The organism is Ornithinimicrobium carbonis, assembly GCF_050703245.1.
Taxonomy (GTDB): Bacteria; Actinomycetota; Actinomycetes; order Actinomycetales; family Dermatophilaceae; genus Ornithinicoccus.
In genome coordinates, this window is record NZ_CP192647.1 from 60,204 (window position 1) to 75,028 (window position 14,825).

Sequence of the window (14,825 nt, forward strand, 5' to 3'; positions counted from 1 at the left end):
GAGCACCCGCGGCTCCGGCCCGGAGGGCGGGGGCGGGGGCGTGGGCTGGGTCGGGTCGGTCATGGGGACACTCCTGCCTCGAGCATGGCGCGGGCGACGGGGGCGGCCACCTGGCCGCCGGTCTCGCCCGTCCAGTTGTCGGTCGCCGCCTCCACGACCACGGCGACCGCGATCTGCGGGTCGTCGGCGGGGGCGAAGCCGGTGAACCACGCGTGCGCGGCGCCGCTGTCGCCGAACTCGGCCGTGCCCGTCTTTGCCGCGACGCGGACGCCGGGGACGGCGGCCAGCTGGCCCGACCCCTCGTCGACGACGGAGACCATCATGTCGGTCAGCTCCTGGGCGGTCGCGCCGGAGACGGCGCGGGAGAGCGCCCGCGGGTCGGTCTGCTCGGCGACCTCCAGGTCGCGGTTGCGGACGGTGTCGACGAGGTGGGGCTCCATGACCACCCCGTCGTTGGCGATGCCCGCCGAGATCATCGCCACCTGCAGCGGCGTCACCCGCACCTCGTGCTGCCCGATCCCGGTGAGCGCGGTCTGCGCGTCGTCGGGGTCCTCGGGGTAGGACGAGGGGGTGGCGGTCATCGGAACCTGCAGGGTCTGGCCGAACCCGAACTCCTGGGCCTGCTCGCGCAGGGCGTCGGCGCCCAGCTCCCCGGCCAGCCAGGCGAACGAGGTGTTGCACGAGACCTGCACGGACCGGGCCAGGCTGGGGGTGCCGTCGGGATGGCAGGCCGCGCCCCCGAAGTTGGGCAGGTCGGTCGTGGTGCCCGGCAGGGTATAGGTGATGCCGCCCTCGAGCTCGCTGTCGGGGGTGAACTCCCCGCTCTCGAGCGCGGCGGCGGCCACGACGAGCTTGAACGTCGAGCCGGGCGGGTAGAGGTCGCCGGCGAGGGCGCGGTTGACCAGCGGCTGGGACGGGTCCTGCGACAGCTCCTCGTAGGCCTGCTCGACCGCGTTGAGCTGGTGGCTGGACAGCGCGTTGGGGTCGAAGGAGGGGCGGCTGACCATCGCCAGGATCGCCCCGGTGGAGGGGTCGATCGCGACCGCGGCACCACGCTGGCCCTCGAGCGCCTCGGCCGCGGCGGCCTGCACCTGCGGGTCGATCGTCAGCTCCAGGGAGGCGCCCTGCGGCGGCCTGCCGGTGACCACGTCGACGAGCCGCTGGTAGAAGAGGCTGTCGTCGGTGCCGGCGAGCACGCCGTTGCGGGCCCGCTCCAGGCCCAGGCCGGCCCCGTAGATGAAGGACCAGTAGCCGGTCACGTGGGCGTAGCGGGTGGCCTGGTCGTAGCGCCGCTCCCACTCCAGGTCGTCGTCGGTGGCCACGGACCGGGCCACGGCGTCGCCGTCGACGAGGATCGCCCCGCGCTCGCGGCTGTAGGTGTCGATGAGGGTGCGCCGGTTGTTGGGCCGCTCGCGCAGGTCGTCGGCCTGGACGAACTGGATCCAGGTCGAGGCCAGCAGCAGGGCGGTGAACATGGCCAGCACGACGTAGGCCAGTCGGCGGATCGGGGTGTTCATCGGGTGCGGGCCTCCCCCCGGGGGTGGGCCAGGTCCTTGGTCGGGTCCTGGCGGCGTTCGGAGACCGGCCGGCGGGCGTGGTCGCTGACCCGCATGAGCAGGGCGACAATGATCCAGTTGGCCAGCAGCGAGGATCCGCCGGCGGACAGGAACGGCGTGGTCAGACCGGTGAGCGGGATGACCCGGGTGATGCCGCCGACGACGACGAAGACCTGCAGGGCCAGGGTGAACGCACAGCCCGGCGGCGAGCAGCTTGCCGAAGCCCTCGCGGGCGCCGATGGCGGTGCGCAGCCCGCGCTCGGCGAGCAGGGCGTAGAGGGTCAGCAGGGCGAACAGCCCGACCATCCCCAGCTCCTCGCCGAAGGCGGCCACGATGTAGTCGCTGTTGGCGAAGTAGGTGATGTAGGGATAGCCCTCCCCCAGGCCCGTGCCGAAGATCCCCCCGTGCCCCAGGCCCATCAACCCCTTGGCCACCTGGTCGGACTGCCCGGGGGCGAACGGGTCGAGCCACAGGGTCACCCGGGCCTGCACGTGCCCGAAGACCTGCCAGGCCAGGAACGCCCCGCCGACGAACAGGCTCAGCCCGATGACGATCCAGCTGATCCGCTCGGTGGCGACGTAGAGCATCGCGACGAACAGGCCGAAGAACAGCAGGGACGAGCCCAGGTCGCGCTGCAGGACGAGGATCATCACCGACAGCCCCCAGGCGACCAGGAGCGGCCCCAGGTCGCGGCCCGGGGCAGCTGCAGGCCCAGGAACCGCCGCCCGACGAGGGAGAGGGCGTCCCGGGTGCTGACCAGGTAGCCGGCGAAGAAGATGGTGAGCGCGATCTTGGCCAGCTCACCCGGCTGCAGGCTGAGCGGCCCCAGGCGCACCCACAGGCGCGAGCCGTTGATCTCCTGCCCCACGACGGGCAGCATCGGCAGCAGCAGCAGCACGAAACCGGTGGCCATGGCCAGGTAGGTGAACCGTCGCAGCACGCGGTGGTCGCGCACGGCCACGAGGGTCCCGGCCGCGGCGAGCACGGCCAGCCCCGTCCACATCAGCTGCCTCGCGGCCACCTCCGAGCCGGTGCCGACGTCGATCCGGTGGATCATCACCAGCCCCAGCCCGTTGAGCAGGGTCGCGAGCGGGAGCAGGAGCGGGTCGGCATACCGCGCCCGCCAGCGCAGGACCAGGTGCAGGGCCAGGACGATCCCGGCGTAGGTGCCCAGGTGCCACCACACCAGCTGCGGGATCTCCCCCACGGTCGCCAGCTGGACGTTGACGTAGGCCAGGCCGACGACGAGCAGCGCGAAGACGGTCAGCAGCAGCTCGACGGTCCGCCCGCTGCGCACCCGCAGGCTGGTGACGGTCGAGGGGGTGGGGCTGGCGGCGGTCACGGGCATCCCTCCGGCCACAGGACCCGCACGGTGGGTCGGGCCTCGTCGGTCGTCGTCGCGGCGGTGCTGCCGGCCCCGTCCGCCCCGCCCGCGGTCGAGACGGCCGCGTCGGGCGCGGCGATGCCGGTCCCGAGGCCCACGCCGGTGTCCAGGCGTCGGCCGAGGGGGAGGGCGAGCAGCCCGCCGGGGCCCACGGTGACCGCCACGGCGTCCTCGGGCACCGCGGTCGTCACCGACCCGTCGGGCAGCGTGACCACGGGGGTGCAGTCGCCGCGGGCGAGCGCGCGCAGCTCGGTGACGATGGTGTCGGCGCCGGCCCGGTCGTCGGCGGACAGGGTGCGGCGCACTGCTCCTGGTAGAAGGTCGGCAGGGCCTCGACCTGCAGGTCGGTGCGCTCCTCGGCCCGGCTCAGGCCCACCGGGCCCAGGTCCTGGGAGACGCCGCGGAAGATGGTCACCCGGCCGTCCTCCTCGCCGACGAAGTACTGCTGCTGGCTCCAGCTCCAGGCCCCCCACCCGACGAACCCGAGCACGAGCAGGGCGGCGGTGGCCACCAGGGCCCGGCGCAGCCAGCGCAGCCACGGCGCCGCCGGCTCCTCCTCGGCCAGGAGCGGGGTCTCCGCGGGCGTCCCCGAGGCCTCCCGGCTGAGCACCGCGGCCTTCTCGGCCGGGGTCAGCGCGCTGATGGCCTGGGCGCTGCGGCGCTCGCCGGCCGCGCCCACGACCTGCGGCTTGGTGGTGCCGGCGCCCGCGTGGACGACGTCGGCCACGACGACCGTGACGTTGTCGCGGGTCGCCGCGCGCAGGGCCACCTGCACGAGCTGGTCGGCCACCTGCCCCGGCGTGCGGTCGGTCTGCCCGAGCAGCTCGGCGATCGTGTCCTCGGCCACGTAGTCCGAGAGCCCGTCGCTGCACAGCAGCAGGCGGTCGCCCACGTGCAGCTCGCGCAGCGAGAGGTCGGGGAGGTCCTCGTCGCGCCCGGTGAGGACCCGGGTGACCAGCGAGCGCTGCGGGTGGTGGCGCGCCTCGTCCTTGGTGATCCGGCCCTCGTCGAGCAGCTTCTGGACGAAGGAGTGGTCCTTGGTGATCTGGGTCAGGCGTCCCCTGCGCAGCAGGTAGGCCCGCGAGTCCCCGATGTTGGCCACGGCCAACTTCGCGCCGACCCGCATCATCGCGATGCAGGTGGTGCCCATCCCGTCGGAGTCGGGGTAGACGTCCATGACGTCGGCCAGCCGGTGGTTGGCCTCGTCCAGCGCCCGCTCGAGGATGGCCAGCGCGTCGTCGGCCCCGTGCGACTCCCCGTCCAGGTGGACCAGCTCGCCCACGACCAGCGAGGAGGCCACGTCCCCGGCGGCGTGCCCGCCCATGCCGTCGCACAGCACGAGCAGCTCGGGCCCGGCGTAGGCGGAGTCCTCGTTGCGGGACTTGCTGCCGAGCCCGAGGTTGGTGCGGGCGGCGTAGCGGAGGGCGACCATGCGGACCGGCGGCTCAGCGCCGCAGCTCGAGGACGGTCTGGCCGATGCGGATCTGCGAGCCGGGCTCCAGCCGGGCCCCGGTGGTGATCCGCTGGCCGTCGACGAGCGTGCCGTTCGTCGACCCCAGGTCGTCGACGTACCAGGCGTCGGTCCCGGGGTAGATGCGCAGGTGGCGGCCCGAGGCGGCGTAGTCGTCGGTCAGCACGAGGGCGCACTCGGGGTTGCGCCCGACGAGCAGGCCGGCGTCGTGGAGCGGGACCGACGTGCCGCGCAGGCGGCCCTCGGTGACGACCACGTGGGTCGGGGTCTGCTTCTTGCGCTCGCGACGCTCGCCGCGGGACTCCCTGCGGGGCGGCGGGCCGGCCCCGCGGCTGAGCACGCGGGTGCCGTAGAGGTCGCCGCGGAGGGCGCCCACGACGGAGAACACGAACGCCCAGAGCAGCACGATGACCCCGAGGCGGACGAGGTTGAGGGTCAGCTCACCCATTCACCCCTCCAGCCGGAAGACCACGGTGGAGCGGCCCATGGTCATCCGGTCGCCGTCGCGCAGCTCCTCGGAGCCGACCTGGTCGCCGTTGAGGAAGGTGCCGTTGGTCGAGCCGAGGTCGCGCAGCACGACCTGCAGGTGCGGGCCGTCGTGGGTGATCCGCACCTCCGCGTGCCGGCGGGAGACGCCGGGGTCGTCGAGGACGACGTCGGCGGTCTGGTCCCGTCCGAGGGTGGTCACCGCGGCGGTCAGGGGTATGCGGTGCCCCTCCACCTCGAGCGAGGGGCGGGGTCGCCGCGGCCGGGCCGGACGGCTGGGCGCAGGCTCGGGCTCGTGGGCGAACTGGGCGGTGCGGCGCTCGTCGTATCCCTGGTTCCCGTCGTGGTCGCCGGGCGCACCGTCGTCATGGCCGCTGCCCGAGCCGCCGCGGGCACCCGCGGCCGGGCCCCCGGCGGGAGGCTGCCCGACCGGCGGTCGGGCCGATCCCTCGTCGGCGGCCCGAGGGGCGTCGGCGGCCGGCCGGCGGTACAGGTCGCGGTCGGGCCCCCCGTCGCCGCCGCCCGCGGTACCCGCGGCGGCACCCGCACCGGCGGACGCCGCGGCATACCCCCGGTCATGGCCGGAGGCCCGTCCCCGGTCCCCGCCACGCGCGCCGGCCCGCCCGTCCTTGGCCGCGGGGCGGACCCGGAAGATGCCCGTCTCCAGGTCCTCCCCGTGCACGAGGCGCACCTCGAACGGGCCGGGCGCGACGTAGCGCTGCGCGTCGGCGTGGTCCTCGGCGGCGGCGACGAGCTCGTCGGTGAGGGCGCGCTCGAAGGAGCTGAGCCGCTCGTGGTCGGTCTCGGCCAGCTCGATCGTGAAGACGTTGGGGACCATCGTGCGTCCGGGACCCAGCACCGCGGCCCGGTCGTCCATCGCGCTGCGCATGGCCGAGGCGATCTCCACCGGCTGGACCTCGGCCTTGAAGACCCGGGCGAAGGGCTGCTTGACGGCGCGCTCGAGCCCTCGCTCGAGCCGGTCGAAGACTCCCACGGCCCCTCCTCGTCTGGTCGGTACGGTCGGTCGCGGCGGCAGACGCCGCCCGTGCGATCGTACTGTCCAGGTCTGAGGACGGGCTGGACCCGCTGGTCGGCGGCCTGCCGTGGGCGGGGGCGGACCAGGCCGGGGGGCGGACCGGGCCGGAGGGGACCGGGACCGGCGTGGGCCGGTGGCGGGCTGCCGGAGGCCGGGGCCTCGCGGGGGGCCGTCGGTCAGCTCCAGCGCCAGTCGGTGAGCACGTTCAGCCGCAGCACGCCGTCGTCCCCGCCCTCGGCCGCGGTCCGCGCGTCCAGGTCCAGCATCCGGGTGAAATCGGAGGGGTCCTGGTGGTCGGGGAAGCTGAACAGCATGTGCAGCGGCTCGTCCTCGAAGGCCAGGAAGCCGTGGTCGGTGACCAGACGGCCTGCGACGGCCGGGTCGTGGGCGAGCGCCTCGTCCGTGGCCCGCTGGGTCCCGAGCCGCTCCACGACGGCCTCGTCGTGGTCGATCATCGCCTGGTGGAAGGTGTCGACGTAGTCGTTGACCGGGCTCCCGAGCCGGTCGAACGCGTCGGCGGACCCCGCGATGAGGTAGTAGTCCACGCCGACGACAGCTTCCCCGTCGCCGAGGTCGTCCCCGTCGACGGTCACCGTCATGGACGCGCCCTGGGTGCGGTGGCTGTAGTAGACCGCCCACCGGCCCTGGCCGACGTCGCCGAACGGGTTCAGGTTGTCGGTGCGCTCGAGCTGCCACTCGGTGTCGGTCGACCACGTGCCGGTGGCGAGCTCGACCTCCTCGACGGCCAGGTCGGCGACCCGGTCGGTGTCGCCGGCCGCCCAGGCCGCGACGAGCGCGTCGGCGTAGGCGCTCGGATCGGAGGGGTATGCCGGGTCCGTCCCGCCGCCCGAGGTGGAGGGGTCCTCGCCGGACGACGTGTCGTCCGCGGTCCCTTCGGTCGAGGTCGGAGCGGACGAGCCGCCGTCGTCACCGGTGCCGTCGGTGCCCGTGCCTGCGCCGTCGGTGCCCGCGGCGTCCTCCGGTCCGGTGACGGTCGCGCTGTCCGTGCTGCTCCCGGCCCCGTCGTCCGCGCCGGCCGGCGCGGACGACGGGGTCGGGTCCGTCTCCGAGGGGGTGCCCTGCTCCGCGCCGCAGCCGGCGAGCACGAGGACGAGCGCCGCGGCGGCGGGAAGGGTGCGGCGGGGACGGTTCATGGTTTCCTCCTGGTCGGACAGCCACGCGGGGCGGGACGGTCGGGGTGGTGCGGCGCTCCTGATGCCTCTGTGACGCCGCAGGGCACCGGAGGGTTGGGGGTGAGCTCGTGGATCGGTGCCGACCGGCAGATTTCGGGGGCTGTGAGCGTGCGTGCTACATTTGCTCGGCACTCGCGCGAGTGGCGGAATAGGCAGACGCGCACGGTTCAGGTCCGTGTGCCCGAAAGGGCGTGGGGGTTCAACTCCCCCCTCGCGCACCAGCACGAAGCCCCCGGACCCTGCGGTCCGGGGGCTTCGTCGTGACGAGGGTCCAGGCTGCCAGCAGTCCGGTGCAGGGGCTCCGCCGCAGCCCGTGCCGGATTCCGCCCTCAGCCCGTGCCGGGGCTCAGGCCGCGAGCAGCCCGTCGATCTGGTTGATCGCGGTGGTGGCCCCCTCGACGACGCCCATGTCGAGGACCTGCTGCAGGGCCTCGGCCGTGTCGTACGTCGAGGTGTATACCGCCCGGGTTCCGCCGTCGACCGCCTCGAACGTGAAGACGCTGCGCGCGACCGGCGCGGTGTCCACGGGGTTCAGGTCGCCGTCGGCGAAACCGTCGTCGAAGGCGAGGCGGTGGGGTGCGTCGACCTCGGTGATCTGCCACCACCCGCCGTACCCGCTGCCCGTCCGGGCCGGTCATGAAGTACGTGCACCGGGATCCGGGCGAGAGGTCGTGCTCGACGAAGGTGGCCGGGTGGGTCGGCGGGCCCCAGACCCGCTCGAGCTGGCGCGGGTCGGCATACACCTGCCACACCCGCTCCACGGGGGCGGCGAACTCGGCGGTGATGGTCAGCGTGCGGGTGTCGATGTCCTGGGTGACGTCGGTGACGGGCATGTCAGTTCTCCTCGAGCAGTGCGTCGATGCGGGCGATGCGGCCCCGCCAGATCCCCTCGAGCTCGGTGAGCATCGAGGCGACCGACCGGACCGCCTCCACGTCGCCGCTGGCCAGCTGCTCGCGGCCGCGACGGCGCTTGGTGAGCAGGCCGGCGCGCTCCAGCACGGCGACGTGCTTCTGGACCGCGGCGAAGCTCATGTCGTAGCTCGCCGCCAGGGCGGACACGGAGTGCTCCCCGGCCAGGACCCGGCGCAGGATGTCGCGCCGCGTCCGGTCGGCGAGCGAGCGCGTGGAACAGGGCGTCCGCCCGGTCCTCGCTCGATCCGTCCATGGACACAACATACAACCATTTAGTTGTAGATTGTCAAGGGAGGCGCTGGGGACCGCGGGTTCGACGTCCGTGGGGGACCGATGACCTCGTGTGCGGCCGGAGGGGACCGATGAGTTCGGCGCCCGGGCACGGTCGAACCTGGTCATGAGGTCCTTCGACGACCCCGACGGCCGCACCTTCCTGCACCTGCTGGGCAACACCGCGGTCGCCGGCCTGACGACGAGCTACCTGTGGTTCGCCCTGACCTTCTGGGCCTACCTGGAGACGAGGTCGGTGCTGGCCACGGGCGTCATCGGCGGCGCGTACATGCTGCTGGTGTCGATGAGCAGCATCGTCTTCGGCTCGATCGTGGACCATCACCGCAAGCTGGCCGTGATGCGGTTCTCCACGACCATCACCCTCACCCTGTTCGCGACGGCCGCGCTGGTCTACACGAACACCCCTCCGGCGATCCTGACCGACCTGCGGCAGCCGTGGTTCTGGGTCTTCGGCCTGCTGGTGCTCGTGGGGTCGGTCGTGGAGCACATGCGCAACATCGCCCTGTCGACCTGCGTGACGATCCTCGTCGCCGACGAGGGGCGCGACCGGGCCAACGGCCTGGTGGGCACCGCCCAGGGGATCACGTTCATGGCCACCAGCGTGCTCTCCGGCCTCTCGATCGGTCTGCTGGGGATGGGGTGGACGCTTGCCCTGGCGCTCGTCCTCGTCGCGGCCGGCCTGTTCCACCTGACGCTGCTGCGGATGCCGCAGGAGCTCGTCCCGGCCTCGGCGGGCGGCGACGACCACGGCCGGATCGACCTGGCCGGGTCGATCGCGGTGATCCGCGCGTCGAGCGGCCTGCTCGCGCTGATCCTCTTCGCCACCTTCAACAACCTGGCCGGCGGTGTCTACATGGCGCTGATGGACCCCTACGGGCTGGAGATGTTCGCCGTGGAGGTCTGGGGCGTGGTGATGGGCGTCAGTCAGCTCGATCGGCTTCATCGTCGGTGGCCTGGCCGTCGCCCGGTTCGGTCTGGGCCCGAGCCCCGTCCGGACCCTGCTGCTCTGCGTCGCCGTCATGGGCCTGCTCGGCGCCCTCTTCACCGTGCGCGAGTGGTGGTGGCTCTACGCGCTCGGCATCTTCCTCTACATGTGCCTCATCCCGGTCGTGGAGGCCGCCGAGCAGACGGTCATCCAGCGGGTCGTGCCGCTCGAGCGGCAGGGGAGGGTCTTCGGCTTCGCGATGGCGGTCGAGGCGGCTGCCGCGCCGCTCACCGCCTTCCTGGTCGCCCCGCTCGCCGACCGCTGGATCATCCCCTGGGCCTCGTCGCAGGAGGGCCGGCTCGCCCTCGAACCGCTCCTGGGCGTGGGGACCCCCGTCTCCCGGGGCATCGCGCTCGTCTTCCTCGTCGCGGGCCTGCTGATGATGGTCGTCGCGCTCCTGGCGCTGGCCTCCCCCGCCTACCGGACGCTGGGCGGCGGACCTACGCCGCCGCGGCGCCGGGCGCTGACACCGGGCCTGCCACCGGACCAGGGGAGGTCGTCGCCTCGGCCTCGGCCGCCGCGGCGCTGTCGCAGACCGACCTCGACGTGGTGCTCGAGGGCGAGGGAACGGGGCGGGCGGTGGAGGACGACCGGTAGGGTCCCCGCGGCCGGGGCCGGGGGCCGGGGCGATCGGCAGGACCATCGCGCCCGGGGCCGTCCGCACCGGGTCCGGAGGTGGGCGACCTTGCGTCTGGGACTCACCCTCCGTCGACGAGGTTGGCCACCACGCAGCCGCCCACCATCGACCCGGCCGCCACGGCCTGGGCGATCGAGGGGACCGGGGTCGCCAGGGCGGGCACGTGGGCCAGGTCGCCGGCGGCGTAGACCCCGGGCAGGCTCGTCCGGCCGTGCTCGTCGACCCGCACCGCGCCGGAGGGGTTCAGCGCCAGCCCCAGCTGCTCGGCGAACGGGGTGGCCTGCACCGACGTTGGCCACGAAGATCCCGGCGAGCACGACCGGCTCCCCCTGCGCGAAGACCACCCGGACCTCGTCCCCCAGCCGCTCCAGACGGCATACCTCCTCCGTCCTGACCACCGCCCCGGGGTCCTCGGGGAGCTCGTCGCCGTCGGCCAGCACGAGCACCTCGGAGGCGACGGGCCGCATGATCCGCGCCGTGTGCGCGGCCGCCCCGGCGCCGAGCACGCCCACCCTCCGCCCGGCCAGCTCGTGCCCGTGGCAGAACGGGCACTGCACGACCAGGTCCCCCCACAGCTCGGCCAGGCCGGGGATCGGCGGCAGCTCGTCGCGTACCCCGGTGGCGAGCACGACGCGCGCCGTCCGCAGGTGGGAGCCGTCCTCGAGCTCGACGACGAACGCCGGCTCACCGTCCGCGGTGAGGTCGCGCACCCGGTCGGCCCGCACCTCGCGGACCTCGACCGTGGGGTAGGCGGCCAGCTCCTCCCGGGCGATCCGGCGCAGCTCCGCCGGAGGCGTCCCGTCGCGGGTGATGAGGTTGTGCAGGTGACCCGCGGACGCGTTGCGTCCCTGGCCGTCGTCGAGGAGGACGACCTGCCGGTGGACACGGGCCAGGGTGAGGGTGGCCTGGAGACCGGCGGGACCGCCTCCGACCACGATGACCTCCGGCGTGAGCGTTCCGGCCATGGGTGGATGCTCCTTCGGGTCGGACGCGCGGACCCACCGGACTGTAGGCGCGTCGGGGGCCGCGCGCCCGTCGGACCGGTGAACGCAGCCGCGGCGCCTGCGCGACACTGGGGGTATGACGTACACGCCCGACCCGACCCGTTACGACACGATGCACTACCGCCGGGTGGGCCGTTCCGGCCTGCAGCTGCCGGCGGTCAGCCTGGGCCTGTGGCACAACTTCGGCGACGACGTGATCTTCGAGCGGCAGGAGCAGGTGCTGCGCCGGGCCTTCGACCTGGGGATCACCCACTTCGACCTGGCGAACAACTACGGCCCGCCCTACGGCTCCAGCGAGGAGAACATGGGCCGGCACCTGCGGCGCAGCTTCGCGGGGCTGCGCGACGAGCTGGTCATCTCCACCAAGGCCGGCTGGGACATGTGGCCCGGGCCCTACGGCCAGGTCGGCGGGTCGCGCAAGTACCTGGTCGCCAGCCTCGACCAGTCGCTGCGCCGGCTGGGCCTGGACTACGTCGACATCTTCTACCACCACCGGCCCGACCCCGAGACCCCGCTGGACGAGACGATGGGAGCCCTCGACGCCATCGTGCGCTCTGGCAAGGCGCTCTACGTCGGGATCTCCAGCTACTCCAGCGAGGACACCCGCCGGGCTGCGGCTCTCCTCGAGGACCTCGGCACCCCGCTGCTCATCCACCAGCCCTCCTACTCGATGCTCAACCGCTGGACCGAGGAGGACGCCCTGCTCGACACCCTCGACGAGGTAGGCGCCGGCTGCATCGCCTTCTCCCCGCTGGCCCAGGGGATGCTCACCGACAAGTACCTCCACGGCATCCCCGAGGGTTCCCGGGCAACCCAGGGCAAGAGCCTGTCGACCGACCTGATCTCCGAGGAGACCGTGGAGCACCTGCGGGCGCTGGACGAGATCGCGGGCCGTCGCGGTCAGACGCTGGCGCAGATGGCGCTGGCCTGGACGATGCGCGACGAGCGGATGTCCTCGGTGCTCATCGGCGCCAGCAGTCCCGAGCAGCTCGAGCAGAACGTCGGCGCGCTCGACCGCATCAGCTTCGACGAGGAGGAGCTCGCCCTCATCGACCAGCACGCGGTCGACTCCGGCATCGACCTGTGGCGGGGCGCCCGGGTGGGTTGAGCCTGTTCAGTTCCCTCCCCGCAGGTCTACGCTGCGAGGATGTCGGCGGACCCGACGGGGGCAGCGTCGCAGCAGGTCAGGTTCGCCCGGTCCACGGACGGGGTGACGATCGCGTATGCCGTGCACGGCTCCGGTCCGCCGCTCGTCCTCAACAGCTGCTGGCTCTCGCACCTGGAGTTCGACTGGAGCAGCCCGGTGTGGCGTCACTACCTCGCCGAATTGGGCCGGGTGGCCACGGTGGTCCGGTACGACGAGCGCGGGTTCGGGATGTCCGAGCGCGACGTCACCGACTTCGGGCTCGACCGCCGCGTCGACGACCTCGCGGCCGTGGTGGAGCACGCAGGGCTCGGGCGCTTCGCCCTCATGGCGATGGCGCAGGGCGGACCGGCGGCGATCAGGTATGTCGTGGAGCACCCGGGGCGGGTGACCCGGCTGGTCTGCGCGGACACCTTCGCCGCGCGCTTCCTGCCGCGGTCGGAGGACAACGAGGCGCTCGAGCAGGCCTTCCAGAGCATGATCGCGGCCGGGTGGGACCGCAGCGACCCCACCTTCCGACGGGTGTTCACGCAGATGATGATCCCCGGCGCCAGCGAGGAGCAGATGGTGTGGCTGGACCGGCTGCACCAGACCTCCGCCTCGGCGAGGACGGCGGTGGAGGCGCGACGGCAGCGCAGCTCCGACGACGTCCTCGACCTCCTGCCCTGCATCCGCGTGCCGACGCTGGTCACCCACGGGCAGGAGGACCGGATGATCCGCTTCGAGAACGGCCGACGCCTGGCCGCCGACATCCCCGGCGCCCGGTTCCTCCCGCTGGACACCGGCAACCACATCCTGCTCGAGGACGAGCCGGCCTGGCCGGTGTTCCTGCGCGAGGTCACCGCCTTCCTGGCCGAGGACCGGGGCGTCGTCGCCCGGACGGCTGAGGAGGTCCACGGCACCCACGGCGGACACGGACACGGTCGACACGCCGCTGTTTTTTCCCTGACGCCGACGACGCCGACGACGCCGGTGGCGCCGGTGGACCGGTCGGCCCCGCGGGTGCACGGGAAGATCCTGACCCGGACAGCAGCTCCGCCCGGAAGCGGGAGGTCCTCCACAGCATCTCTGCCCGGGAGCGGGAGGTCCTCCACAGCATCTCTGCCCGGGAGCGGGAGATCCTCCACAGCATCTCTTGCCCGGAAGCGGGAGGTCCTCCACAGCCTCTCCGCCCGGGAGCGGGAGGTCCTGGACCTGGCGGCGCAGGGGCTCGACAACCACGAGATCGCCGGCCGGCTGGTGCTCAGCGTGCGCACCGTCGAGCGGCACCTGCAGAACGTGTACCTCAAGCTCGGCGTCGGCGGGCCGAACGCCCGGACCGCGGCCGTCGCCCGCCTGCTGTCCCGACGGTGAGGCAGTCTCGGCAGTGAGGCTGCCGCCGGCGGGGCCTGGCGGTGCGTGCGTGCGCGCATCGACCCCGTGGGGCGGTGGGTCCGTCCCGTCCGGTGGGTTGCGCGTGCGCACCGATGAGGAACCTGCCGGCCGGCTCCTACCGTCGAGGTGTCCGCCAGGGTGGCGGCGCCAGGGCGAAAGGACCCGTCATGAAGGCAGCGATCAGTCTCACCACCGGTCTGGAGGACACCGAGCGGGTCACGGTCGCGTTCCTCGTCGCCGTCGGTGCCGCCGAGGCCGGCCGTCCGACGATGATGTTCCTCACCAAGGAGGCCGCCCGGCTGGCCGTGGAGGGCGTGGCGGTCGCGGTGGCCTGCGACGGCTGCCCGCCGCTGACCACGCTCATGGGGCGGTATGCCGCGGCCGGGGGTCGGATGATCGTGTGCGGCGTCTGCGTCGACGCCAAGAAGCTCGACCCCGAGACGTTCGTTCCGAACGCGGTCAAGGGCGGGACGGTCCAGCTGTGGGAGTGGATCGGGGACGGGGCGACGACGTTCAGCTACTGACGGCTGCCGGGCGGGCCTCGTGCGCAGTCGATCGTGGCCCCGATCAGGGCCATGATCGACTGCGGCAGAACCGCCGGTCAGGCGCTGCGGGCCCGGAACCGGTTGAACGGCAGGTGGGCGGGCAGGTGCACCGCCGGCAGGTGGGCCGGAAGGTGCACCGACCGCACCGACCGCAGCCGCGAGGTCCGCGCCGCCCTGGTCTTCTCCCTGGCCCCGGAGCCGCCGACCCCGTCCACCGCACCCGTCGGCCGACGACCCGCCGGCGACAGCCACCGGCCCGGCGGCCCCGTTCGCCGACCCGCCGGCGACGGCCACCGACCCGCCGGCCCCGTTCACCGGCCCGGCGGCCCCGGCCACCGACCCGCCGGCTCCGGCCACCGACCCGCCGGCGACAGCCGCACCGCCCCCCAGCACCTCGTCGAACCACTCTCGCGTGAGGCCGACCGCGACCAGGGCGGTGCCCTTGTGGTCGACCGCCCCGACGTGGACGACCTGGGCCCGGGCCCCGTGGGCGCGCAGCCGCCCGGCCGCCCGGTGGGCGTCCTCGGCGGGGGCGTCGACGTCGCGGCCGCCGACGTAGAACCGCACCGGTGCCGACGTCCCCACGTCCCCCACGCTGTTCTCCGCCAGCCGCCGGGCGAACCACCCCTGGCCGCCGCCGCACAAGTCCTCGACCGTCTCCCGGGTGAGCAGGTGGGTGGGGTCGCGCGGCAGCGCCATCTCCACCTCCAGCGAGCTGCGGGTGCCGTCGAGCAGGATCGGCAGGCGTCGGGCCCAGCGCTCGCGCACCACGTCGTCCAGCGGCTGCCCGTACACCCGCGCGTAGG

At 73.7% G+C, this 14,825-nt stretch carries 14 protein-coding genes, 1 tRNA gene and 4 pseudogenes; 6 read left to right on the forward strand and 13 right to left on the reverse strand.

The window, feature by feature from the left end; genetic code table 11:
- Positions 1 to 59 precede the first annotated feature (59 nt).
- The 7 genes and pseudogenes from ACQ95T_RS00315 to ACQ95T_RS00345 all read right to left on the reverse strand — a co-directional run bounded on the left by ACQ95T_RS00315 (position 60) and on the right by ACQ95T_RS00345 (position 7,088).
- Entirely contained in the window at positions 60 to 1,517 is a 1,458-nt protein-coding gene (locus tag ACQ95T_RS00315) for a peptidoglycan D,D-transpeptidase FtsI family protein (protein WP_431473347.1), read from the reverse strand.
- Positions 1,514 to 2,905: pseudogene (locus ACQ95T_RS00320) on the reverse strand (FtsW/RodA/SpoVE family cell cycle protein). Before ACQ95T_RS00320 ends, ACQ95T_RS00315 begins: the two are co-directional and overlap by 4 nt.
- Positions 2,896 to 3,156 (reverse strand): hypothetical protein, encoded by a 261-nt coding sequence (locus tag ACQ95T_RS00325; protein ID WP_431473348.1) that lies wholly within the window; start codon positions 3,154 to 3,156, stop codon positions 2,896 to 2,898. The pseudogene ACQ95T_RS00320 and the gene ACQ95T_RS00325 overlap by 10 nt, the downstream one beginning before the upstream one ends.
- Positions 3,129 to 4,373 (reverse strand): PP2C family protein-serine/threonine phosphatase, encoded by a 1,245-nt coding sequence (locus tag ACQ95T_RS00330; RefSeq protein WP_431473349.1) that lies wholly within the window; start codon positions 4,371 to 4,373, stop codon positions 3,129 to 3,131. Before ACQ95T_RS00330 ends, ACQ95T_RS00325 begins: the two co-directional genes overlap by 28 nt.
- A 13-nt stretch (positions 4,374 to 4,386) precedes the next feature.
- Positions 4,387 to 4,860: an FHA domain-containing protein FhaB/FipA gene (locus tag ACQ95T_RS00335; RefSeq protein WP_431473350.1), complete on the reverse strand. Its 474-nt coding sequence runs from the start codon at positions 4,858 to 4,860 to the stop codon at positions 4,387 to 4,389.
- Positions 4,861 to 5,892, reverse strand: a complete 1,032-nt coding sequence (locus ACQ95T_RS00340; protein WP_425943460.1) for an FhaA domain-containing protein — start codon at positions 5,890 to 5,892, stop codon at positions 4,861 to 4,863. It lies immediately after the preceding gene.
- 218 nt (positions 5,893 to 6,110) lie between these two features.
- Entirely contained in the window at positions 6,111 to 7,088 is a 978-nt protein-coding gene (locus tag ACQ95T_RS00345) for a hypothetical protein (RefSeq protein ID WP_431473351.1), read from the reverse strand.
- 173 nt (positions 7,089 to 7,261) lie between these two features.
- Between ACQ95T_RS00345 and ACQ95T_RS00350 the strand changes: the two genes are divergently transcribed.
- Positions 7,262 to 7,348: transfer RNA gene (locus ACQ95T_RS00350), tRNA-Leu, on the forward strand.
- A 125-nt stretch (positions 7,349 to 7,473) separates the two neighbouring features.
- Here the strand turns inward: ACQ95T_RS00350 and ACQ95T_RS00355 are convergent.
- The 3 genes and pseudogenes from ACQ95T_RS00355 to ACQ95T_RS00365 form a co-directional block, all read right to left on the reverse strand.
- Positions 7,474 to 7,722 carry an SRPBCC family protein gene (locus tag ACQ95T_RS00355; RefSeq protein WP_431473867.1) on the reverse strand — a complete coding sequence of 83 codons (249 nt, stop codon included), beginning with the start codon at positions 7,720 to 7,722 and terminating at the stop codon, positions 7,474 to 7,476.
- Positions 7,723 to 7,795: 73 nt separating this feature from the next.
- Positions 7,796 to 7,960: pseudogene (locus tag ACQ95T_RS00360) on the reverse strand (SRPBCC family protein); the annotation flags it as partial.
- Between the two features lies 1 nt (position 7,961).
- Entirely contained in the window at positions 7,962 to 8,186 is a 225-nt protein-coding gene (locus ACQ95T_RS00365; RefSeq protein WP_431473352.1) for an ArsR/SmtB family transcription factor, read from the reverse strand.
- Positions 8,187 to 8,436: 250 nt separating this feature from the next.
- On the opposite strand from ACQ95T_RS00365, the pseudogene ACQ95T_RS00370 reads away from it, so the two are divergent.
- A pseudogene (locus ACQ95T_RS00370) lies at positions 8,437 to 9,739 on the forward strand (MFS transporter); the annotation flags it as partial.
- A gap of 274 nt (positions 9,740 to 10,013) precedes the next feature.
- Here the strand turns inward: ACQ95T_RS00370 and ACQ95T_RS00375 are convergent.
- Together ACQ95T_RS00375 and ACQ95T_RS00380 are read right to left on the reverse strand one after the other, a co-directional pair.
- On the reverse strand, positions 10,014 to 10,238 hold the full coding sequence (locus tag ACQ95T_RS00375) for an FAD-dependent oxidoreductase (protein WP_431473868.1): 225 nt from the start codon (positions 10,236 to 10,238) through the stop codon (positions 10,014 to 10,016).
- 190 nt (positions 10,239 to 10,428) lie between these two features.
- Positions 10,429 to 10,917 (reverse strand): annotated as a pseudogene (locus ACQ95T_RS00380) (NAD(P)/FAD-dependent oxidoreductase); the annotation flags it as partial.
- 115 nt (positions 10,918 to 11,032) lie between these two features.
- Between ACQ95T_RS00380 and mgrA the strand changes: the two are divergent.
- The 3 genes from mgrA to ACQ95T_RS00395 all read left to right on the forward strand — a co-directional run bounded on the left by mgrA (position 11,033) and on the right by ACQ95T_RS00395 (position 13,998).
- Positions 11,033 to 12,064 carry an L-glyceraldehyde 3-phosphate reductase gene (gene mgrA, locus ACQ95T_RS00385; protein WP_425942859.1) on the forward strand — a complete coding sequence of 344 codons (1,032 nt, stop codon included), beginning with the start codon at positions 11,033 to 11,035 and terminating at the stop codon, positions 12,062 to 12,064.
- A 39-nt stretch (positions 12,065 to 12,103) separates the two neighbouring features.
- Positions 12,104 to 13,453 carry an alpha/beta fold hydrolase gene (locus tag ACQ95T_RS00390; RefSeq protein WP_431473353.1) on the forward strand — a complete coding sequence of 450 codons (1,350 nt, stop codon included), beginning with the start codon at positions 12,104 to 12,106 and terminating at the stop codon, positions 13,451 to 13,453.
- Between the two features lie 188 nt (positions 13,454 to 13,641).
- A complete protein-coding gene (locus tag ACQ95T_RS00395; RefSeq protein WP_425942861.1) occupies positions 13,642 to 13,998 on the forward strand; it encodes a DsrE family protein in 357 nt (118 codons plus the stop codon).
- Positions 13,999 to 14,075: 77 nt separating this feature from the next.
- Here ACQ95T_RS00395 and ACQ95T_RS00400 read toward each other — a convergent pair whose 3' ends face one another.
- Entirely contained in the window at positions 14,076 to 14,234 is a 159-nt protein-coding gene (locus ACQ95T_RS00400) for a hypothetical protein (RefSeq protein WP_431473354.1), read from the reverse strand.
- Between the two features lie 449 nt (positions 14,235 to 14,683).
- Between ACQ95T_RS00400 and ACQ95T_RS00405 the strand changes: the two genes are divergently transcribed.
- A complete protein-coding gene (locus ACQ95T_RS00405; protein WP_431473355.1) occupies positions 14,684 to 14,824 on the forward strand; it encodes a hypothetical protein in 141 nt (46 codons plus the stop codon).
- Position 14,825 lies beyond the last annotated feature (1 nt).